We start from the raw sequence: 19702 nt of genomic DNA, 5'->3' as shown, positions 1-19702 counted from the left end.
ACGGGGCACGCGCGCCGCCGGGGGCGACCGTCCAGGATCGGACGGCGCCCCCGGCGGGTGGTGCGGGTCCTGCTAGGGGGTCGTCAGGAGACGACCTCGACGGCGGCGGCGTCGATGCGGCCGAAGGCGTCGATGACCACGTTGTCGACGTTCTCCGAGTGCGCACCCTGGTTCAGCCGGTAGAACAGCGGGGCCGAGGGGAGGTCGGCGATGAGGACGTCCTCCGCCGCCTGGTAGGCGGCCACGGCCTCGTCGTCCGACGCGGCCGCGTTGCCCTGCTGCAGCAGCTGGTCGAACTGCGGGTTGCTGTAGAAGGTGTAGTTCGAGCCGGCCGGCGGCAGCGCGGCGGAGGAGTACAGCGGGCCGAGGAAGTTCTCGGCGACCGGGTAGTCCATGATCCACGCGTCGCGGAACGGGCCGGTCATCCCCTGCTCGTCCTTCAGCGGCAGGAACTCCGCCTGGGGCAGGTCGCCGCGCAGCTGGTACTCGACGCCCAGGTTCTCGCGCAGCTGGTTGCCGACGGCCTCCATCCAGGCGTCGTGGCCGGCACCGGCGTTGAACCAGAGGTCCACCGGCTGGGTGCGGTCGAAGCCGGCGGCGTCGAGCAGGCTGTTGGCCTCGTCGACGTTGAGCTCACAGGCCTCGCAGGCGCCCTCGCGGTAGCCGGGGACGACCGGGCTGATGAAGGACGTCGCCGGGGTGCGGGTGCCGTTGAAGATGGCGTCGCTGATCGCCTGACGGTCGATCGCCATCGAGAAGGCCTTGCGCACGTTCGGGTCGGCGAAGCGCTGGTCGTAGGTCGGGAAGCCCAGCGAGGTGATGTCACCCTGCGCGGTCTCGATGTAGCGGTCCCCGAACTCCGACTCGGCCGACGCGATGGCGTCCGGCGGGAGGGTGTCCATGATGTCGAGCGAGCCGCCCTGCAGGTCGGTGTAGGCGGTGTCCTGCTCGACGTAGACCCGGTACTCGACGGACTCGGCCTTGGCCGGCTCGTCGCCGGCGAAGTCGTCGTAGCGGGTCAGGGTGATGCCCTGGCCGGGGACGAAGGGCTCCTCGGCCTGGAACGGGCCGTTGCCGACCGGCTGCTCGCCGAAGGCCTCGGGGTCGTCGAAGAACGACGGGGGCAGCGGGAAGAAGGCGGTGTAGCCGACGGTGGTCGGCCACTGGGCGTACGGCGCGGCGAGCTGGACCTCGAAGGTCAGGTCGTCGACGACGCGCAGGCCGCTCATCTCGGTGGCCGCGGGGTCGCCGCCGGTCTCGGGGGCCTGCAGCTCGTCGTAGCCCACGATGTTGGCGAAGAAGTACGAGTTGCCCTGCGCGTTCGGGCTGTACGCGGTGTAGTTCCACGCGTCGACGAAGGACTGCGCGTTGACCGGCGAGCCGTCGTGGAAGGTCCAGCCGTCGTTGAGCTTGACGGTCCAGGTGGTCTGGTCGTCGGACTCGATGGACTCGGCGACACCGGTGAAGGCGGCCTCGTTCGTCTCGGGGTCGTACTGCACCAGACCGGTGAACAGCGAGTCGAGGACCTGGCCGCCCTCGGTCTCGTTGGTGTTCCCCGGCATCAGCGGGTTCTCCGGCTCACCGATGTAGATGCTGAAGCTGCCGCCGTCGGCGCTCGAGCCCGAGCTGCCTTCGTCGTCGCCGCCGCCGCCGCAGGCGGACAGCAGCATCGCGCCGGACAGGCCGGTCGCGATGAGCGCAGCAGAGCGCTTGCTCAACTTCACGTGCAATGCCTCCCTCGTCCCGCGGTGCGGGGGGAATGGACTGGTTCTCCCAGGTCGCCGACGCGATCAGCGGGGCAGCTGGGGGACGCGCGGACAGGTACCGGAGTGTGGCCGGTACGTCGGGCGACCCTAGGCGGGCCCCGCGAAGAGCGTCCACGACCGACACCTACTTGTGACCTCGGCTCAGGATCTCACAGGGCGGAATCACGCTTGCAGTCGACGTCAGCCCCGTGCCTCCGCAGGAGTTCCGGCGCCGGTCCCGCTGTGCCGCAGGACTTCCGCCGTCCCCCTGCGCGGGTGTGGATCCCGCCCGGTGCGGGTACGGGCTTCCGGGACCGACGAGAGGAGTCCGGTATGAGCGGCGTGGACAAGATGAAGAACAAGGCCGAGGAGCTGTCCGGCAGGGGCAAGGAAGCCGTCGGCGACGCCACCAACGACCCCGACCTGAAGGCCGAGGGTCGGGCCGACCAGGCCTCCGGCAACCTCAAGCAGGCCGGCGAGAAGGTCAAGGACGTCTTCAAGTAACCCCTCAGCACACCGCGCGGACGCCGCCCCGGACCCCGGGCCGGCGTCCGCGTCGCGTCGTGGGGCGGTCAGAGGCGGGCGAGCAACGCCCGGACGGCGGGCAGCAGGGGCCGGTCGGCCGGGATCCACTCCAGGGCCTCCAGCTCGTCGGCCGTGAGCCAGCGCAGCTCGGCGTGCTCGTGTGCGGTCAGCTCGCCGCCGTCGGCGATCCGGGCCCACCACACCCGCAGCGTCGAGGCGCCGGGCAGGCCACCGGCGACGACACCGTCGAGCACCACCTCACCGAGGAACGCCTGAGGGACGACGACCGCGCCGAGCTCCTCGCGGATCTCGCGCACGAGCGCCGCCAGGTCGTCCTCCCCCGGCTCCACCTTGCCGCCGGGGAACTCCCAGCACCCGTCGTACGGACCGCCCGAGCGCTGCGCCACGAGCACGCGGTCGCCGTCGACCAGCGCGGCGCCCACCACCTGGACCACGTCGAGGGCCCGCCGGGCGGCCGCGGCGGCGTAGGCGTCGATGTGCGCCTGCATCGCGCGCAGCACCCGCCGGCGCAGGACGCGGTCGAGGAGACGGCCGAGCGGACCCGGCAGCGAGGTGGCCCAGTCGACCTGCTCGTCGACCAGTGTGCCGGCGCCGGTGGCCGAGAACCGCCGCGAGTGGGTGAGCCACCGCCAGCCCGGGCCGCGGCCGACGGCGTACACGTCGCGGACCGGGCGGACGGAGACGACCTCCTCCAGCGGCACCGGCCAGGGGCGGCCCAGGGAGCGGGCGACGTCGAACGCCACGGTCAGCGGCGCCTCCACCACAGTGGTGAAACGCAGCTGTGACACCGGCCCACCTTCCCAGACCACGGCAGGATGGCCCTGCAGGACTCGGCAGTAGGGAACCCTGCAGAACTCGGCAGAAGGGAACACTGTGCGCATCACCGCCCGGGTCGATTACGCCGTCCGAGCCGCCGTCGAGCTGGCCGCGGCTGCCCCCGACGCCCTCACCTGCGACCGCATCGCGACGGCCCAGAACATCCCGTCCCGCTTCCTGCAGTCCATCCTCGGCGACCTCCAGCACGCCCGGCTGGTCACCAGCCAGCGCGGCCGGGAGGGCGGCTACCGGCTGGCACTGCCCCCCGAGGAGGTGTCGGTCGCGCGGGTCATGCGGGTGGAGCAGGGTTTCCTCGCCGAGGTCCACGGCCAGCGCCCGGAGGACGTCGAGTACCCCGGTGCCGCCCAGTGCCTGGCCTCGGTCTGGGTGGCCGCCCGCGAGGCCTACCGCCGGGTGCTGGAGGAGGTCACCCTCGCCGACGTCGTCGCGGGGAAGCTGCCCGGACCGGTCGCCGAGCTCACCGCCCTGGAGGAGGCGTGGCGCTCCTTCAGCGAGCCGCCCGGCGAGTAGCTCCCGGCCGGGTCGCCGTCCCCACCGGGGCCTGCGGGAGACTGGCGGCATGTCAGCTGCGCACCGCCGGGGCGTCACCGTCTTCCTGACCGGGCTGTCCGGCGCGGGGAAGTCCACGATCGCCGACGCGCTCGTCGCGTCGCTCGAGGCCGAGGGGCGGCCGGTGACCGTCCTGGACGGCGACGTCGTGCGCACCCACCTGTCCAGCGAGCTCTCCTTCTCCCGCGAGGACCGCGACCTCAACATCCGGCGCATCGGGTTCGTCGCCGGCGAGGTGGTCAAGCACGGCGGCACCGTCGTCGTCGCCGCGATCGCGCCGTACGAGAAGGCCCGCGAGGAGGCCCGGGCGCTGGTCGAGCAGCAGGGCCGCTTCGTGCTGGTGCACCTGTCCACGCCGCTGGAGGTCTGCGAGGGGCGCGACGTGAAGGGCCTCTACGCACGGGCGCGGGCCGGGCAGATCCCCGGCTTCACCGGCATCGACGACCCCTACGAGCCCCCCGCCCGGGCGGAGCTGGTCATCGACACGTCGGTCACCCCGCTGGAGGAGTCCGTCGCCCGCATCCGCGCGGCGATGGACGGCGAGCCCGCGACAGTATCCTGAGTCACACCCCGCCACTCCTCCTGGATGTGGGACCATGGGCGGCGTGACCGATCGCGGACTGCTCCTCGTCGCGCGCCGTCACATCGATCTGGCGCTGGTGAGCAGCGCGGTCTGTCGCCCCGCGCGCTGACACCCGGTTCCCTGCGCAGCATCCGCTGCGCCCTCCGATCTGCCAGCGCCCTCCCCGCCCCGGTCCCGGCGCCGGACGGGACGGCGCAGAAGGAAGTGCCCTCGTGACTGCCTCCCCCGGAACGGGCCCCGCCCGCACCAGCAACCGGCCCCAGCGTGCCCAGGGCCAGTGGGCGCTCGGCTACCGGGAGCCGCTGAACCCGAACGAGCGGATGAAGCGGGACGCCGACGGCCTCACCGTCCGCCAGCGGATCCTCGACATCTACGCGGCGACCGGCTTCGACGGCATCGACGCCGGCGACCTGCGCGGCCGGATGCGCTGGATGGGCCTCTACACCCAGCGGGCCCAGGGCATCCCCGGCGGCAAGACCGCCGTCCTCGAGCCCGAGGAGCTCGAGGACTCCTACTTCATGATGCGGGTGCGCACCGACGGCGGGTCGCTGACCAGCGCGCAGCTGCGGACCATCGGCGGCATCAGCACCGAGTTCGGCCGCGACGTCGCCGACGTCACCGACCGGCAGAACATCCAGTACCACTGGATCCGCATCGAGGACGTGCCGGAGATCTGGCGGCGGCTCGAGGCGGTCGGCCTCACCACGACCGAGGCCTGCGGCGACACCCCGCGCGGCATGCTCAACTGCCCGCTGGCCGGCGTCCTCGAGGACGAGGTCCTCGACGCCAGCGACGTGATGGCGCAGACGGTGGCCAAGTACGTCGGCAGCCCCGAGTTCAGCAACCTGCCGCGCAAGTGGAAGACGTCCATGTCCGGGTGCGTCGACCACTGCACCGAGCCGGAGATCGACGACGTCTCCTTCGTCGGCGTGCGCAACGAGGCCGGCGAGGCCGGCTTCGACCTGTGGGTCGGCGGCGGGCTGTCGACCAACCCGATGTTCGCCCAGCGGGTCGGCGTCTTCGTCCGCCCCGACCAGGTGACCGACGTGTGGGCGGCCTGCACCTCGATCTTCCGCGACTACGGCTACCGCCGGCAGCGCAACCGCGCCCGCGTCAAGTTCCTGATGGCCGACTGGGGCCCGGAGAAGTTCCGGCAGGTGCTCGAGGAGGAGTACCTCCACCAGCCGCTGCCCGACGGCCCGGCGGCCGCGCCGCCGAAGCACGAGCAGCGCGACCACGTCGGCGTCGCCCGGCAGAAGGACGGCGCCAACGCCGTCGGGTTCGCCCTGCGCACGGGCCGGATCACCGGCACCCTGCTGACCCGGATCGCCGACCTCGCCGACGAGTACGGGCAGGGCCGGACCCGGACGACCACCCAGCAGAAGATGGTCATCCTCGACGTCCCCGACGAGCGGGTCGAGGACCTGGTCTCCGCGCTGGCCGAGCACGACCTGCTGGTGCGCCCGAGCGCCTTCCGCCGCGGCACCATGGCCTGCACCGGCCTGGAGTTCTGCAAGCTCGCGATCGTCGAGACCAAGCAGCACGCGCAGGACCTCTACGCGGAGCTGGAGAAGCGGCTGCCGGACTTCGACGAGCCGATCGGCATCAACGTCAACGGCTGCCCGAACAGCTGCGCCCGCTTCCAGACCGCCGACATCGGCTTCAAGGGCTCGATGGTGCGCGACGACTCCGGCGAGATGGTCGAGGGCTTCCAGGTGCACCTGGGCGGCCACCTCGGCACCGAGGCCGCCTTCGGCCGCAAGTTCCGCGGTCACAAGGTGACCAAGGCCGAGACCGCCGACTACTGCGAGCGGGTGCTGCGCGGCTACCTCGAGCGGCGCGAGCCGGGCGAGCGCTTCGCGGCCTACGTCGCGCGCGCCGAGGAAGCCTGGCTGCTCTGACATGGAGGAGGAGCCGACAGGGGGAAGGACCCGGCAGCTGCCGGTGTTCTTCTGCCCGTACTGCGGGGACGAGGAGCTGACCCCGCACGGGGACGACGGCTCGTGGCACTGCGCCGCGTGCCTGCGGACCTTCACCGTCCGGCTGACCGGGACTGGAGTGCGCCACCCATGACGACCGCGATCGCCGCCACCCCCGAGCTCGCCGCGGAGGCCGACGCCCGGTTCGAGGGCATCGCCGACCCCGTCGAGCAGGCCCTCGCCGTGCTGCGCTGGGCCGGCGAGACCTTCGGCGACGACTTCGCGATCACGTCGTCCATGGCCGACGGACTCCTGGCCCACCTGGCGAGCCGAGCGGTCCCGGGCGTGCACGTGGTGTTCCTCGACACCGGGTACCACTTCGCCGAGACCATCGGCACGCGTGACTGGATCAGCGGCGTCCTGCCGATCACCCTGGTGAACGTGCAGCCGCCGCAGACGGTCGCCGAGCAGGACGCCGCGTACGGCCCCGAGCTGCACCAGCGCGACCCCGACCTGTGCTGCTCGCTGCGCAAGGTGCAGCCGCTGGCGCAGGCGCTGGCCGGCTACACGGCGTGGGGCTCGGGCGTCCGCCGCGACGAGGCGGCCACCCGTGCGGGCACCAGGGTCGTCGACTGGGACGCCAAGCGCGGCATGGTGAAGGTCAACCCGCTCGCCGCCTGGACCCAGGACGACGTCGACGCCTACATCGCCGAGCACCAGGTGCCGGTCAACCCCCTGCAGGAGCTCGGGTACGCCTCGATCGGCTGCGCACCGTGCACCCGCCCGGTGGCCCCGGGCGAGGACCCGCGTGCCGGCCGCTGGGCCGGCCGCGGCAAGACCGAGTGCGGCCTACACCTGTAGAGGGACCTCGTCCCACCCCACGCCACGCTCCGCGGGCCGCGGACCCCTGGGACGAGGGCCGTTCCAGCACGGCAGGATGGGCGCCGTGCCACCACCGCCGCGCCTGTCCCCCGACGAGCTCGCCGCCGCCCTCTCCGGACTGCCGCTGTGGTCGGGGGACGGCGACGGGCTGCGCCGCAGCGTCGAGCTGCGGGGGTTCCCGGACGCCGTCGCCGCGCTCGTGCGCATCGGCTTCGTCGCCGAGGAGATGGACCACCACCCCGACGTCGACCTGCGCTGGCGCACCCTGCACCTGACGCTGGTCACCCACTCCGCGCGCGGGGTCACCGAGCTCGACGTCGAGCTGGCCCGGCGGGTCGACGCGCTGTTCCCCGGCTGAACCTCACGGCAGCGGGCAGAACAGGTCCACCGAGTACCCGTCGGGGTCGGCCACCGTCGCGTAGCGCTGGCCCCACGGCGCGTCCCACGGCGGCGTGACCACCCGGTGGCCGGCGTCGGCGACCCGGGCGGCCACGTCGTCCACCTCACCCGGGGAGCCGTACAGCAGCGCGAACCCGGAGACGTTCCCCGGCCGCGGCGGCTCGCCGTGCAGCTCCTCCACCAGCGAGGCGGCGTCGATCATCAGTCGGACACCCGCCTCGGCCTCCACGTGCAGCGAGCCCGGCTCCAGCGGCGGGAACGCGAAGCCCAGGAGCTGGTAGAAGGCGACGGCCCGGGACAGGTCGGTGGCGCTCACGGCCACGGCGGCGATCTCCATGGGGCAGCTCTACACGCGCCGACCGACGAGAGACGGCGCGGGGACCACTGGTCGGGAGTGGTCCCCGCGCCGCGCTCGGCGCAGCCCGGCCGGCTCAGCTGCCGACCCGGCCGCCGTCCTGCCGGTAGACGACGGCCACGCTGGGCCGCGGGAACGGCCGCCGCGTCGACCGGTCCGGCCACGTGCTCGCCGGGGTGTCCAGCGTCGACCCGGTGATCTCGCCGGGGTGCTGGACCGACACGAACACCGACTTGGCGTCCCGGCTGATCAGCGGGCCACTGCACTCGGCACCGACGGGCACGGTCAGGAACGCCTTGAGGTGCCCGCGCTCCTGCCCGGCGGTCGGCACGGCGAAGAGCCCGTCGTTGGTGCCGCCGACGGTGCCGTCGGCCTGGTTCACCCTCGACAGCACGGTGCCGTCGGTGGAGATCCACAGGTTGCCGGCGGGGTCGAACTCCAGGTTGTCCGGGCAGGAGATCGCGCTGACCCGGGACGGGTCGAAGCCGGCGAAGTACGTCCCCGGCTTCCTGGGGTCACCGGCGACGAGGAAGACGCGCCACGCGAAGGTGTCGCCCGCGATCCCGTTCGTCTCCTGCCACTCGATGACGTGGCCGTTGCGGTTGCCCGGCTGCTCGTCGTACGTCCCCTTCGCGGCGTCGAAGGCGAACGACCGCGCGACCGGGTTGGCCTCGTCGGCCGTCGTGCGGTTGGAGTTGTTGGTCAGGGCCACGTAGACCAGCCCGTTGACCGGGTTGACCTGGACGTCCTCGGGCCGGTCCATCTTCGTCGGCACCTGGGCGGGGTCGACCACGGTCTCCGGGGTGACGAGGTCGCCGTTGGCGTCCAGTGCCTTGCCGAGCCGGTCGGCGGCGAGCCGGGTGAAGGTGAGCACCCAGGCGACGTCCTTGCCGGGGACCATCGACCGCCCGTCCCGGACCAGCGGGATCCACCGGCCGGTGCCGTCGAACCCGCCGTCGGGCGGGAGGCTCCCGCTCCCGTCGATCGCCCCGGAGTCGCCGGTGAAGCGGGCGACGTAGAGATCGCCGTCCTCGAGCAGCGTCAGGTTGTGGGCGCGGGCGGCCCGGCTGTCACCGGCGCGGTACCGCTTCCTCGAGACGAACTTGTAGATGTAGTCGAACCGCTCGTCGTCGCCGGAGTAGGCGACCACGCGGCCGTCCTCGGCGATCTGCACGTTGGCGCCCTCGTGCTTGAACCGGCCGAGTGCGGTGCGCTTCCTCGGCGTGGAGTCCGGGTCGTAGGGGTCGACCTCCACCACCCAGCCGAAGCGGTTCGGCTCGTTGGGCTCCCGGCTGACGTCGAAGCGGGGGTCGACGAGGTCCCAGCGGCGGCCGGCGGGCTTGTCGGGGGTGATGCCGTAGCGGCGCAGGCGCGGCTCGGCGGCGCTCTCGGTCACCGCGGTGACCGCGCCGAAGTACTGGTTGAAGTTCTCCTCGCCGTGCAGCGTCGTGCCCCACGGCGTCATGCCCCCGGCGCAGTTGTTGAGCGTGCCGAGGACGCGCCGCCCGGTGGGGTCCGCCGAGGTCCTCAGGTACTCCGACCCGGCGGCGGGCCCGGTGAGCTCCATCGGGGTCACCGCGGTGATCCGCCGGTTGCGGTCCCCGTTGCGGACCGGCCGGAACTCGCCGGTCCGCCCGTGCCGCTCGACCTCCACCACGGAGATCCCGTGCGCCATCATCGCGATGCGCTTCTGCACCTCGTCGGTCGGCGCGGACTCACTGGCGACCCCGGTGAACATCAGCTGCTCGTTGGTGTACTCGTGGTTGACGACCAGCAGGAACCGGTTCCCGTCGTCGCCGTCCAGCGGCAGGAAGCCGATGTAGTCGCAGTTGTAGCCGAACTGCCGGGCCTGGGCCTCGGGCGTCTGGGCGTCGACGTCGAAGTCAGGCGCGCCCTTCTCGACCGGGTCGCCCCAGCGCATGACCACGGCGTAGCCGTAGCCGGCCGGGACGACGAGCTCGTCCTCGAGGTTCTGCTGCACCGGCTCGAAGGTCAGGGCACCGCCACCCCGGGTCCCCTGCCGGCCGGGCGCGGCCGCCGCCGGCTCGGGGAACAGCGGGGCCGCCGCCACGACCAGGGCACCCGTCCCGGCCACCTTGAGCAGGTCCCGGCGGCTGATGGCGGTCCGGACGACGGACTCGAACGTCGGGTTGTCGGTCTGGTTGGGCACCGCCACGTCACAGGCGTTGCCGCACTTGTAGTGGCAGGTGGCGTGACTGCGGCTGCCGTGACGGACGGAGTCCAGCAGCGGCAGGAAGAGACGGCGGCGGGCGTCGGACGTGTCCGGCATCGGGGTCCTCGGGCTCTTGTGGGCGGCGACCCCCGGACGGTATGGAGCCGGGACGTCCGCACGGTGGCCTCCGGGCGAGCACTCCGTGAAGGAGCAGGACACCCGCCGTTCACGTCGGTCCGGTACGGGGTCAGCCCTCCACGGGCAGCACCAGCAGCCGCAGCAGCCGGTCGGCCTCGGCGTCAGGGTCCGCGGTGAGGCCGGTGTGCACCGGCCCGGCCTGGACCACCGTGCTGCGCGGCGCGGTCAGCCAGCGGAACCGCGCCCCCAGGGCCTCCCGGCCGGCGGCGCCCACCACCGGGTCGGCCGCGCACACGTCGGCGGCCACCTGCAGGGCGCGGCGGATCGCGTCGGCGTCCGCGGTCGGGTCCAGCGCGTGCAGCCGCTCGACGTCGAGGTGCACCCGCGAGCCGAGGTAGTCCCGCTGCCGGCAGTAGACGAGGACGCCGGCGTTCAGCGACTCCCCCCGCTCCACCCGCGGCACCACCCGCAGGACGGCGTACTCGAAGGTGTCCCGGCTCATCGCTGGGTGATCCCCTCGGGCGGTGGCGGCCCCAACCACGACGGGCGGTTCTCCCCCACCGTCCGGCGGCGGCGGGTGCCACCGGCGGCCGCGGTGGCCAGCAGCGGCGGCAGCCAGGCGTCGCGCGCGGCCAGCCGGGACAGCAGCTGGTCGGCGTAGCGGGCGCGGACCGCGTCCGGCGCCTCGTCGGGCGAGGGGCCCTCGAGCCACTCGTCGGGCACCTGGGCCAGCACGCCGGCGAGCAGCTCGGCGGTCACCCGCGGCCCGAGGGCGGCGTCGGCGGCCCGCACGTCGGGCGAGCAGTCGACCAGCGCGTGCTGGCCGGCGTCGTAGGGCCGGGCGACCGCGGCGGCGGCACCGGGCCAGTGGTGGTGGAAGGTCAGCGCCGCGCCGTGGTCGATCAGCTGCAGCCGGCCGTGCCAGAACAGCATGTTCGGGTTGCGCCAGGACCGGTCCACGTTGCCGATGAGGGCGTCGAACCACAGCACCCGGCCGGCCGGCTCCGGCTCCACCGACGCGACCCCGGCCTCGAAGTCCAGGGCGCCGGGCAGGTAGTCCAGCCCCAGGTTGCGCCCGGCGGAGCGCTGCAGCAGCTCCTGCACCTCGGGGTCCGGCTCGCCGACGGCCAGCTCGGGTGCGACGTCGACGGTGACCAGCGCGGGCACCGGCAGCGACAGCGCCCGGGCCAGCTCGCCGCACACGACCTCGGCGACGAGGACCTTCACGCCCTGCCCGGCGGCCCGCCACTTGACCACGTAGGTGCCGAGGTCGTCGGCCTCCATGAGCCCCGGCAGCGAGCCACCCTCGCGCAGCGGGGTGACGTAGCGGGTGGCGGTGACGGCGGGCAGCACAGTGGCCGCGACCCTACCGGCGGTCCCGCCGGGGAGACTGCACGGCGTGGCACTCCTCCGCGCGACCGACCCCGCCGCCCTGGCCGCCGCGCCGTTCACCTATCCCGACGTGGGCGCCACGCGGGACGCCGCGCTGCCCGCCGGCTACGACCACGTCGAGCGCTCGGTCGTGGTGGGCCGCGGCGACGCGGTGTTCGAGCGGGCCGTCGCGGCGGTGTTCGACTGGCGGGCGCAGCGCGGCGTGGGCCTGCGGGTGCGGGCCACCGGACCGGCGTCCGAGCCCGGCACCGTCGTCGTCCTCACCGCCGGCCGGCCCCGCCTGGGCTACGACATCCCCTGCCGGGTGGTGTGGGCGCAGACGGTCGGCGACGAGCGCGGCTTCGCCTACGGCACCCTGCCCGGGCACCCGGAGAGCGGGGAGGAGGCCTTCCTCGTCCGGCGCGAGCCCGGCGGCGACGTCGTCTTCAGCCTGCGGGTGTTCGCCCGGCTGGCCTCACCGCTGGCCCGCCTCGGCGGCCCGGTCAGCACGGTGGTCCAGCGGCTGGCCACCGCGCGGTACCTGTCGGCGATCCGGGCGGCCGCCCGGGGCTAGACGTCGCGGCGCTCCAGCAGCACCGCGCCGATCGCCCAGGCCCCCAGCGCCCACGCACCGCAGACCACCAGGCCCACCGGCCAGGCCGTGGGGACGGCGAGGAACGCGTCCTCCCCCACCCGCAACGCCGGCAGGCTCTGCGACACCCGGGACGCGAGCACACCCCCGGAGAGGGCCAGCACCGGCGGCAGCACGAAGACCAGCGCCACCCCCAGCCCGACCCCGCCCGCCGTGGCGCGCAGCACCGCTCCCAGGCCGACCGCGAGCACCGTGACCAGCACGGCGGAGGCGACCTGCAGCGCCAGCGGGCGCAGCACGTCCGGGTCCCCCAGCGGGACGCCGCCCGGGACGGCGGTGAGCGTGCGCGCCGCCAGCCAGCAGACGAAGGCCAGCACCGCGGTGAGCAGGGCCGCCCACGCGGCGACGACGACGGTCTTGGCGACCAGCAGCCGCGTCCGGCGCGGCACCACGGTGAGCGACACCAGGGCGGCCCCGGTCGCGAACTCGGCCGACACCGACAGGACGCCGAGGACGACCAGCACCAGCTGACCGAAGCCGAAGCCGGTCATCGCCACGCCGACCGCGAGCTCCGGGCGCACCGACGTGGGGGTGCTGGCCGCGGCCAGCCAGCCGAACGCGGCCACGACGACGAGGTACACGACCGTGCACCACCACGTGGAGCGCACCGAACGCAGCTTGGTCCACTCGCTGCGCAGGACCGCCCGCACCGGCACGGTCGCCCTCACGCCACACCGGCCCGGTACTCGACGTCCCCACCGGTCAGCTCGAGGTAGGCCGCCTCCAGGGAGGCCACGACCCGGGTGAGCTCGTGCACCCGGACCCGCGCGGCGAAGGCGACGTCCCCCACCCGGGCGGCGTCGAGGCCCTCCACCCGCAGCGCGCCGTCGAGCTCCAGCGTCACGTGCGCGCCGGCGTCGCGCAGCGCCGTCGACAGCAGCGGCGCCTCCGGGCTGCGCACCCGGACGGCGGCGTGCGCGCCGAGCAGGTCGGCCATCGAGACGTCGGCCAGCAGCCGCCCGCGGCCGAGGACGACGAGGTGGTCGGCGGTGTCCTCCATCTCGCTCATCAGGTGGCTGGACACCAGCACCGTGCGGCCCTCGTCGGCCAGGCTGCGCAACAGCTCGCGCACCCAGCGGATGCCCTCCGGGTCCAGGCCGTTGACCGGCTCGTCGAGCAGGAGCACCTCGGGATCGCCGAGCAGCGCCGCGGCGATGCCCAGCCGCTGGCCCATGCCGAGGGAGAAGCCCCGCACCCGTTCGTGCGCGACGCTGTCGAGCCCCACGAGCCCGACCACCTCGTCGACCCGCCGCATCGGCAGCGCGTTGCTCTGCGCGAGCACCGCGAGGTGCTGGTAGGCGGTGCGCCCGGGGTGGCGGGCCCGGGGGTCGACGAGCGCACCGACCCGCCGCATCGGGTGGTCCAGCTGCCGGTAGGGCACGCCGAGCACGGTCGCCGTCCCGGCGGTGGGCCGGGTCAGCCCGAGCACGCAGCGCATCGTCGTCGTCTTGCCCGAGCCGTTGGGCCCGAGGAAGCCGGTGACCCGGCCGGGGTGGATGCGCACGGTGAGTCCGTCGACGGCGACCCGGTCGCGGTACTGCTTGGTGAGGCCGTCGAGCTGGATCACGAGCGACAGCATGGCGAGCGGGGGGCCGCGCACGCGGGAGGCTCGGCGGGACGGTGTCCTCAGGCCCGGGCAGCCGCTCGTTCCCGCTCGATCAGCTCCTTGCTGCGCACCAGCCGCAGGAGGGTGACCACCAGCAGGCCGCCGGCCACGTTGAGCAGGGTCGTGTACCAGAACCAGGCCAGCCAGTCGCCGTAGCCGTAGGGCGCGCCGGCGTGGAGGGCGCCGAAGAGGATGAGCGAGTCCAGGATCGAGTGGAACAGCACCAGGCCGGCGAGCAGGAAGGCCCCGGCGACGGCGGCCGCGAGCTTGCCGGCCTCGGAGTCGGCGCCGTGCTGCATGCGGGTCATCAGGGTGATGAACGCGCCGGCCAGCAGCGACAGGCAGACCGCCCGCAGGTCCAGCGGCGCGTCGACGAAGGCCCGGCCGGACTCGACCGCGGTGGCGCCGAGTTCGGGCAGGGCGTGCACGACCAGCCACATGACCACCCAGCCGCCGACCAGGTTGGCGACCAGCGTGCCGGCCCACAGCTTGCCGAGCTGTGCCACGCCGGCCCGGCCCGCGACCACCGCGGTGACCGGCACGAGGAACCCCTCGGTGAACAGCTCGCTCTTGGCCAGCATGAGCGCGACGAAGCCGATGCCGAACGCCAGGCCGGCCAGCAGGTGGCTGCCGGTCTCCGCGTAGACGGCCAGCATCGCCACCACACCGGTGGCGACCTCCAGCCCCCCGGCCAGGCCGGTGGTCAGGACCTCGCGCCACGAGCGGTGCAGCCGCTGCGCCCCCTCGTCGACGATCCGGTCGAAGGCCCGGGCGACCTGGTCCTCGGCCGGGGCGTCGGTCTCGCCCAGCTCCTCGCGTACCGACTGCGCCACGTCGCTCTCCTCCCGTGCACCCCTCGCCCGGGGGCTGCGGGCGGCGTCCACCCCCTACCCCGGCGCCGCGCGGCGGCACACGCCCTCGGGGAGGATCGGCACGTGACGAGCCGGCGCGTGACCACCCTCCACGTGTGGGGCGTCCCCGGGCGCGCGGTGCCCGCGGCCCTGCTGCGGATGGCCGCCGACCGGCGTCCGCTGCGCCGCACCCCCGGCCTGCGGTTCGCCAAGCTGCTGGGCACCGGGAGCGGGCGGACCTTCACCCTCCGGGACGCCGATCCCCGCCGGTGGGCGCTGCTGGCCGTGTGGGACGACGCGCGGGCGGCCGACGCCTTCGAGGCCGGGCCGGTCGTCGCGCGGTGGCGGCGGATCGCCGACGAGCAGTGGACCGCCCGGCTGCGGCCGCTGACCGCCCGCGGCCGGTGGTCGGGCGAGGAGCCCTTCGGGCGACCGTGGCCACAGCGGTGGGACGGGCCGGTCGCCGCGGTGACCCGCGCCCGGCTCAGGCCGCGCAAGGCCCTGACCTTCTGGCGGGCCGTGCCCCCGGTCTCGGCCGACCTGCACGCCAGCCCCGGCCTGCGGTTCGCCCTCGGGGTCGGGGAGGCACCGCTGGGCCTGCAGGGCACCGTCAGCGTCTGGGACTCCCCCGCCGCGCTGAACGCCTTCGCCCACGAGCGGGCGCCGCACGTCGCCGTCGTCCGGCGGACGGCGGAGGAGGGCTGGTACGCCGAGGAGCTCTTCGCCCGGTTCGGGCTGCTGTCGGCCGAGGGGACGATCGGCGGCCGCGACCCGCTGGCCTGAGCCGGCGCGCGCGGCGGGACGGCTACAGCCGGCAGGTCAGGTGGATCTCGTCGCGGTCGTCGCCGGGGGCCACGCGGATCGCGCCGGGCATCCGGCCGAACTGCCGGTAGCCGAGCCCCTCGTAGAACGCCTCGATGCCGGTGCCGCCGCGCACGGTGAGGTGCAGGAACTCCAGGCCGCGGGCCCGGGCGATGTCGTGGACGCCGGTCATGAGGACCCGCCCCAGCCCCTGGCCCTGCCGGCTCGGGTGCACCTGCACGCGCAGCACGGTGGCCCAGTGCCGGCGCAGCGGGCTCAGCGACAGCGACAGGACGGCGAACCCCGCGACCTCGCCGTCGACGCGGAGGAGGGCGACGACCTCGCGCCCCTCGTGCACCCGGCCGACGACCGCGTCGAGCACCGGCGCGACCTCCTCGGCCGTCACCGGCGGGACGAAGCCGACCGCTCCCCCGGCGTTGCTCACGTCGGTCCAGCAGGTGAGCAGCTGCGCGCGGAGCTCCTCGTCGACGGTGGCGATCGGGGAGACCTCGGAGTGCATGGCGACGATTCTCGCGCTGAGGCCCCGGTCGCCCCGACGCGGGCACCGGGCCGCCGGGGCAGCGGCGCCGTCCCGCGGCCTCCCCGCCTCCGGTAGCGTCCCGGGCGGCGGACCCCACGCCGCACCCTCTGACCGGTTGCCCACGCCTCCGGCCGTGCGAGGGCAGAGGGGATGCACGTCCTCGGGGCCACGGAACGCAGCTGACCGGTCCTGCCTCGCTGCGGCCCGGGTCCGTCGACGCGTGGGGTCGGGGGCCCGACGCCGCCGGAGGAGCACCGATGACCCGCCAGAAGCACCTCAAGGCCGCCGTCCGCGCCCGGATGGCCCGCACCGGCGAGCGGTACACGACCGCCCGGCGCCACCTCACCGGCTCGCCCGAGCGTCCGGGCCCCGACGTCGGCGGAGGCCGGCACCACGACAGCGCGCTGCTCACCCACGTCCTGGCGGCGGCGGGGGTGACCGCCGCCCACGACGGGCAGCCGCTGGACGAGCCCACCGTCGCCGGCCTGGCCGGTGGCATCGGGTTCATGTACTTCTCGTTCAGCTACGCCGGCTCGCTGCCGACGATGACGATCGTGCCGCGGATCCACCCGCGGCCGTTCCTGACCGGCGCGCTCGAGCGGGCCGGCGTGCCGCACCGCGTGCTGGAGACCGGGAGCCCGGCCAAGGCCGCGCGCGACCTGGCCGCCGCCCTCGACGAGGGCCGGAGGCCGATCTGCACCGTCGACCGGGCCGGGCTCGGCTATCAGGTGTGGGCCGACAGCATGGCCAGCGCCGAGCCCTACGACGTGGCGGTGGTCGGCCGCGGAGAGGGCACCGTGCTCCTGGACGACGAGCGTCTCGAGCCCAACGAGGTGCCGGCCGACGCGTTCGCCGCCGCCCGCGCCGCGTCCCGCAAGAGCCGCCACCGCCTCCTTGTCGTCGACCCCGGAGGCCCGCCCGTCGAGCTCGCGCCGGCGGTGCGCGCCGCGCTGGCGGTCACCGTGCACGACCTCACCGAGGACGTCATGCCCAACGCCTTCGCCGGCAACTTCGGCCTCCGCGGCCTGGCGAGGTGGGCCGACGCCGTCGCCGACCGGCGCACCAAGACCGGCTGGGCACGCCTGTTCGGCAGCGGCCCGGCGTTCGGGACGGCGATGCGCCGGCTGCACGACTGCCTGACGACCGACCACTCCTCGCCGGGGGCGATGCGGCCCCTGTACGCCGACTTCCTCACCTCGGCCGGGGTCGTGCTCGACGACCCCGCGGCGGCCGAGGCGGCCGGGCTGTACGCGCGGGCCGGGGAGCTGTGGGCCCGGATCGCGGACGAGGCGGTCACCGGCGTCATGGCGCCCTACCGCGCCCTGGTCGAGCGGCGCACGGAGCTGCTGCTGGATCTGGGCAGCGCGGCGACCGACGACCTGCAGCGGCTCGCCCAGGAGGCGGCGGGGATGACCAGCGACCTCGACGTGGCCGAGGCCGACCGCCTGGCCCAGCTGGACCGCATCGCCGCGCTGGCCGCCGAGGTGCTCCCCCTGGAGCGGGAGGCCTGCACCGCACTCGCCGAGGTGGCGCGCCGGTAGCGGCCGCCCCCGGCGGCGGGGACGGCCCTCGTCCTCAGCCGCTGGGGCCGAACCGCTCCACCCGGATGTCCGGAGCCGGCACGCCCATGCCCACCAGCAGCTGGCTGGCCGCCTCCGCGAAGGACGCCGACCCGCACACGTACGCGGTCTGCCCCGGCTCCCACAGCGGGACGAGGTCGGCGGGGGTGAGCCGGCCGGCGGGCCGGATGCCGTGCGGCTCCCGGCTGGTGACCACCAGCGCACCGGCGTCGACCAGTTCCTCGGCGTAGGGCAGCCCGGCGAGGGTCCGCGTGGCGGCGGCCACGCGGAGCAGGTCGGTCCTTCCGAGTGCCCGCGCGGTCCGTAGCATCGCGACGAACGGGACGACGCCGGTGCCGCCGCCGACCAGCAGCGCCGGCATCTCGCCGTCCCAGACGAACCAGCCGCCGATCGGCCCGCGCAGCTCCAGCTCGTCGCCGGGTTGCACGACGTCGGCGAGGAAGGTCGAGACCTCACCGTCCGGCAGCCGCTCGACGAAGAGCTCGACCTGCGGGTCGTCGGGGGCGGAGGCGACCGAGTAGGACCGTTGCGCGGTGTACCCGTCCGGGGCGGTCAGCCGGACGACGTAGTGCTGGCCGGCCATGTGCTGGATCCGGTCGGCCACGTCGAGCCGCAGCAGGACGGCGTCCGGCAGGGGGTGCCGGACGTCGGTCACTGTCGCCGTCCGCCAGCCGCCGCTGGGCGCCAGCGGGCGGTGCGGCAGCTCAGTCACCCTGGTACCGCTGCTCGCGCCACGGGTCGCCGCGGTCGTGGTAGCCGTTCTGCTCCCAGAACCCGGGCTGGTCCCGCTGCATCAGGGTGAGCCGGCTGACCCACTTGGCGCTCTTCCAGAAGTACAGGTGCGGCACGAGCAGCCGCACCGGCCCGCCGTGCTCGACGGGCAGCGGGCCGCCGTCGTACTCCCAGACGACCCAGGCCTTGCCGCCGGTGACGTCCTCCAACGGCAGGTTGGTGGTGTAGCCGGTCTTCGACGTCGCCATGACGAAGTGCGCGTCGGACGTCGGCCGCGCCGCCTCGAGCAGGGTGTCGACGCTGACGCCGGCGAACCAGGTGTCGAACTTCGACCACGTGGTGACGCAGTGGATGGCGCCGCGGTACTCCGACCGCGGCAGCCGGTGCGCCTCGTCCCAGGTCCAGGTGGTCGGTGTGTCGACCCGCCCGTCGACGGTGATGCTCCACGTCTCGGGGCTGATGCGCGGCGTGGGCTCGGCGGTCAGCACCGGCCAGTCGCGGCCGGCGTCGTACTGGCCGGGAGGCAGCCGGGGGTCGCGGGCACGGCGGCCGAGGAAGCCGCGGGTGGGTCCAGGCACGGGGTGATCCTCCCCCCACGGGGTGTGCCGCGACCCTCCCCGGAGCCGCCGGCGCAGGCACCTTAGCGGGATCTGCCGGTTAGGCAAGCCTTACGAGAGCTGTGTCACCTCACGTTAACTTGGCCGTCCAGACGGCAAAGACCTAGCGTTGGCAGACGTGGTGACGGTGACAGACTCTGCCCAGCGCAGGACCCCCAAGGCCGCGAAGACCAATTCGGTCTTCAAGAAGGCGGTGATGGCGGTCAGCGGCATCATCCTCGTGCTGTACCTGATCGCCCACATGATCGGGAACCTCAAGGCCTTCACCGGCCGGGAGTCGTTCAACCACTACTCGGAGTGGATCCGGACCATCGGTGAGCCGGCGGTGCCGGCGCAGACCACGCTGTGGATCATCCGGGTCGTCCTGCTCGCCGCCGTCGTCGCCCACATCTGGGCGGCGGTCACCCTGTGGCGCCAGGCCAAGCGGGCCCGGCCGCAGGGCTACGTCACCAAGAAGGCGGTGGCCCAGAGCTACGCCTCGCGCACCATGCGCTGGGGCGGCGTCATCATCTTCTTCTTCGTCATCTACCACATCCTGGACCTGACGACCGGCACGGTGAACCCGGACGGCGGGGACACCACGCCCTACGACCGCCTGGTCGCCGGCTTCTCCAACCCCTTCGTCACCGCCTTCTACGTGATCGCCCTGCTCCTGCTGGGCATGCACCTGCGACACGGCATCTGGAGCGCCACCCAGACGCTCGGCCAGAGCAACCGGCGCCGCGAGAAGACGGTCAACGCGTTCGCGATCGTCTTCGCCTCGCTGCTGACCCTCGGCTTCCTGCTCGTGCCCTTCTCCGTCCTCTTCAACATCATCGACTGAGG

Annotated in this window: 23 protein-coding genes; 11 read left to right on the top strand and 12 right to left on the bottom strand. The window is 74.1% G+C overall.

What is annotated here, in order from left to right; translation table 11 throughout:
• Positions 1-83: 83 nt before the first annotated feature.
• Positions 84-1724 (bottom strand): peptide ABC transporter substrate-binding protein, encoded by a 1641-nt coding sequence (locus ACI78Q_RS02870; RefSeq protein ID WP_456921810.1) that lies wholly within the window; start codon positions 1722-1724, stop codon positions 84-86.
• 354 nt (positions 1725-2078) lie between these two features.
• Here ACI78Q_RS02870 and ACI78Q_RS02865 point away from each other — a divergent pair, with 354 nt between their 5' ends.
• Positions 2079-2249, top strand: a complete 171-nt coding sequence (locus ACI78Q_RS02865) for a CsbD family protein (RefSeq protein ID WP_456921809.1) — start codon at positions 2079-2081, stop codon at positions 2247-2249.
• 68 nt (positions 2250-2317) lie between these two features.
• Here the strand turns inward: ACI78Q_RS02865 and ACI78Q_RS02860 are convergent, their stop codons facing one another.
• The gene (locus ACI78Q_RS02860) at positions 2318-3079 is read right to left on the bottom strand and encodes a (deoxy)nucleoside triphosphate pyrophosphohydrolase (RefSeq protein ID WP_456921808.1); all 762 of its coding nucleotides are present in this window, start codon (positions 3077-3079) and stop codon (positions 2318-2320) included.
• Positions 3080-3164: 85 nt separating this feature from the next.
• Here ACI78Q_RS02860 and ACI78Q_RS02855 point away from each other — a divergent pair, with 85 nt between their 5' ends.
• The 6 genes from ACI78Q_RS02855 to ACI78Q_RS02830 all read left to right on the top strand — a co-directional run bounded on the left by ACI78Q_RS02855 (position 3165) and on the right by ACI78Q_RS02830 (position 7419).
• The gene (locus ACI78Q_RS02855; protein WP_456921807.1) at positions 3165-3638 is read left to right on the top strand and encodes an RrF2 family transcriptional regulator; all 474 of its coding nucleotides are present in this window, start codon (positions 3165-3167) and stop codon (positions 3636-3638) included.
• Positions 3639-3687: 49 nt separating this feature from the next.
• Positions 3688-4239 carry an adenylyl-sulfate kinase gene (cysC, locus tag ACI78Q_RS02850; RefSeq protein ID WP_456921806.1) on the top strand — a complete coding sequence of 184 codons (552 nt, stop codon included), beginning with the start codon at positions 3688-3690 and terminating at the stop codon, positions 4237-4239.
• A 233-nt stretch (positions 4240-4472) separates the two neighbouring features.
• Positions 4473-6161 carry a nitrite/sulfite reductase gene (locus ACI78Q_RS02845; RefSeq protein ID WP_456921805.1) on the top strand — a complete coding sequence of 563 codons (1689 nt, stop codon included), beginning with the start codon at positions 4473-4475 and terminating at the stop codon, positions 6159-6161.
• Between the two features lies 1 nt (position 6162).
• Positions 6163-6333, top strand: a complete 171-nt coding sequence (locus tag ACI78Q_RS02840; protein ID WP_456921804.1) for a hypothetical protein — start codon at positions 6163-6165, stop codon at positions 6331-6333.
• Positions 6330-7040, top strand: coding sequence for a phosphoadenylyl-sulfate reductase (locus tag ACI78Q_RS02835; protein WP_456921803.1), 711 nt, complete (start codon positions 6330-6332; stop codon positions 7038-7040). The genes ACI78Q_RS02840 and ACI78Q_RS02835 overlap by 4 nt, the downstream gene beginning before the upstream one ends.
• A gap of 76 nt (positions 7041-7116) precedes the next feature.
• Positions 7117-7419 carry a 4a-hydroxytetrahydrobiopterin dehydratase gene (locus ACI78Q_RS02830; protein WP_456921802.1) on the top strand — a complete coding sequence of 101 codons (303 nt, stop codon included), beginning with the start codon at positions 7117-7119 and terminating at the stop codon, positions 7417-7419.
• Positions 7420-7422: 3 nt separating this feature from the next.
• On the opposite strand, the gene ACI78Q_RS02825 is transcribed toward ACI78Q_RS02830, so the two are convergent.
• The 4 genes from ACI78Q_RS02825 to ACI78Q_RS02810 form a co-directional block, all read right to left on the bottom strand.
• On the bottom strand, positions 7423-7797 hold the full coding sequence (locus tag ACI78Q_RS02825) for a VOC family protein (RefSeq protein ID WP_456921801.1): 375 nt from the start codon (positions 7795-7797) through the stop codon (positions 7423-7425).
• 94 nt (positions 7798-7891) lie between these two features.
• Positions 7892-10105 carry a PhoX family protein gene (locus ACI78Q_RS02820; protein ID WP_456921800.1) on the bottom strand — a complete coding sequence of 738 codons (2214 nt, stop codon included), beginning with the start codon at positions 10103-10105 and terminating at the stop codon, positions 7892-7894.
• Between the two features lie 130 nt (positions 10106-10235).
• Positions 10236-10628, bottom strand: coding sequence for a DUF3037 domain-containing protein (locus ACI78Q_RS02815; RefSeq protein WP_456921799.1), 393 nt, complete (start codon positions 10626-10628; stop codon positions 10236-10238).
• Positions 10625-11479, bottom strand: coding sequence for a HipA family kinase (locus ACI78Q_RS02810; RefSeq protein WP_456921798.1), 855 nt, complete (start codon positions 11477-11479; stop codon positions 10625-10627). Before ACI78Q_RS02810 ends, ACI78Q_RS02815 begins: the two co-directional genes overlap by 4 nt.
• Positions 11480-11525: 46 nt before the next feature.
• On the opposite strand from ACI78Q_RS02810, the gene ACI78Q_RS02805 reads away from it, so the two are divergent.
• The gene (locus tag ACI78Q_RS02805; RefSeq protein WP_456921797.1) at positions 11526-12071 is read left to right on the top strand and encodes a DUF1990 family protein; all 546 of its coding nucleotides are present in this window, start codon (positions 11526-11528) and stop codon (positions 12069-12071) included.
• Here the strand turns inward: ACI78Q_RS02805 and ACI78Q_RS02800 are convergent.
• From ACI78Q_RS02800 to ACI78Q_RS02790, 3 genes are read right to left on the bottom strand one after another with little or no spacing between them, the layout of a single operon-like run.
• The gene (locus ACI78Q_RS02800) at positions 12068-12817 is read right to left on the bottom strand and encodes an ABC transporter permease (protein ID WP_456921796.1); all 750 of its coding nucleotides are present in this window, start codon (positions 12815-12817) and stop codon (positions 12068-12070) included. The genes ACI78Q_RS02805 and ACI78Q_RS02800 overlap by 4 nt on opposite strands.
• A complete protein-coding gene (locus ACI78Q_RS02795; RefSeq protein ID WP_456921795.1) occupies positions 12814-13716 on the bottom strand; it encodes an ABC transporter ATP-binding protein in 903 nt (300 codons plus the stop codon). The genes ACI78Q_RS02800 and ACI78Q_RS02795 overlap by 4 nt, the downstream gene beginning before the upstream one ends.
• A gap of 59 nt (positions 13717-13775) precedes the next feature.
• On the bottom strand, positions 13776-14588 hold the full coding sequence (locus ACI78Q_RS02790) for a formate/nitrite transporter family protein (RefSeq protein WP_456921794.1): 813 nt from the start codon (positions 14586-14588) through the stop codon (positions 13776-13778).
• Positions 14589-14690: 102 nt separating this feature from the next.
• On the opposite strand from ACI78Q_RS02790, the gene ACI78Q_RS02785 reads away from it, so the two are divergent.
• The gene (locus tag ACI78Q_RS02785) at positions 14691-15389 is read left to right on the top strand and encodes a monooxygenase (RefSeq protein ID WP_456921793.1); all 699 of its coding nucleotides are present in this window, start codon (positions 14691-14693) and stop codon (positions 15387-15389) included.
• A gap of 22 nt (positions 15390-15411) precedes the next feature.
• Here the strand turns inward: ACI78Q_RS02785 and ACI78Q_RS02780 are convergent, their stop codons facing one another.
• Positions 15412-15927, bottom strand: a complete 516-nt coding sequence (locus ACI78Q_RS02780) for an N-acetyltransferase family protein (RefSeq protein WP_456921792.1) — start codon at positions 15925-15927, stop codon at positions 15412-15414.
• Positions 15928-16205: 278 nt separating this feature from the next.
• Between ACI78Q_RS02780 and ACI78Q_RS02775 the strand changes: the two genes are divergently transcribed.
• Positions 16206-17489, top strand: coding sequence for a BtrH N-terminal domain-containing protein (locus tag ACI78Q_RS02775; RefSeq protein WP_456921791.1), 1284 nt, complete (start codon positions 16206-16208; stop codon positions 17487-17489).
• A 34-nt stretch (positions 17490-17523) separates the two neighbouring features.
• Here ACI78Q_RS02775 and ACI78Q_RS02770 read toward each other — a convergent pair whose 3' ends face one another.
• A complete protein-coding gene (locus tag ACI78Q_RS02770) occupies positions 17524-18240 on the bottom strand; it encodes an FAD-binding oxidoreductase (RefSeq protein ID WP_456921790.1) in 717 nt (238 codons plus the stop codon).
• Positions 18233-18838 carry a sulfite oxidase-like oxidoreductase gene (locus ACI78Q_RS02765; RefSeq protein WP_456921789.1) on the bottom strand — a complete coding sequence of 202 codons (606 nt, stop codon included), beginning with the start codon at positions 18836-18838 and terminating at the stop codon, positions 18233-18235. The genes ACI78Q_RS02770 and ACI78Q_RS02765 overlap by 8 nt, the downstream gene beginning before the upstream one ends.
• Positions 18839-19004: 166 nt before the next feature.
• Between ACI78Q_RS02765 and ACI78Q_RS02760 the strand changes: the two genes are divergently transcribed.
• Positions 19005-19700 (top strand): succinate dehydrogenase cytochrome b subunit, encoded by a 696-nt coding sequence (locus tag ACI78Q_RS02760; protein ID WP_456921788.1) that lies wholly within the window; start codon positions 19005-19007, stop codon positions 19698-19700.
• Positions 19701-19702 lie beyond the last annotated feature (2 nt).

Source organism: Geodermatophilus sp. SYSU D00705, from assembly GCF_054050135.1.
The sequence above is the reverse complement of the archived record's forward strand: the minus strand, read 5'-3'. Positions and strand labels throughout refer to the sequence as shown.

What these genes read in the sequence shown, in the direction of transcription:
- ACI78Q_RS02820 (WP_456921800.1), bottom strand. Translation starts at nt 10,105, where the DNA reads ATGCCGGACACGTCCGACGCCCGCCGCCGTCTCTTCCTGCCGCTGCTG.
- cysC (WP_456921806.1), top strand. Translation starts at nt 3,688, where the DNA reads ATGTCAGCTGCGCACCGCCGGGGCGTCACCGTCTTCCTGACCGGGCTG.
- ACI78Q_RS02865 (WP_456921809.1), top strand. Translation starts at nt 2,079, where the DNA reads ATGAGCGGCGTGGACAAGATGAAGAACAAGGCCGAGGAGCTGTCCGGC.
- ACI78Q_RS02835 (WP_456921803.1), top strand. Translation starts at nt 6,330, where the DNA reads ATGACGACCGCGATCGCCGCCACCCCCGAGCTCGCCGCGGAGGCCGAC.
- ACI78Q_RS02825 (WP_456921801.1), bottom strand. Translation starts at nt 7,797, where the DNA reads ATGGAGATCGCCGCCGTGGCCGTGAGCGCCACCGACCTGTCCCGGGCC.
- ACI78Q_RS02780 (WP_456921792.1), bottom strand. Translation starts at nt 15,927, where the DNA reads ATGCACTCCGAGGTCTCCCCGATCGCCACCGTCGACGAGGAGCTCCGC.
- ACI78Q_RS02840 (WP_456921804.1), top strand. Translation starts at nt 6,163, where the DNA reads ATGGAGGAGGAGCCGACAGGGGGAAGGACCCGGCAGCTGCCGGTGTTC.
- ACI78Q_RS02815 (WP_456921799.1), bottom strand. Translation starts at nt 10,628, where the DNA reads ATGAGCCGGGACACCTTCGAGTACGCCGTCCTGCGGGTGGTGCCGCGG.
- ACI78Q_RS02830 (WP_456921802.1), top strand. Translation starts at nt 7,117, where the DNA reads ATGGGCGCCGTGCCACCACCGCCGCGCCTGTCCCCCGACGAGCTCGCC.
- ACI78Q_RS02775 (WP_456921791.1), top strand. Translation starts at nt 16,206, where the DNA reads ATGACCCGCCAGAAGCACCTCAAGGCCGCCGTCCGCGCCCGGATGGCC.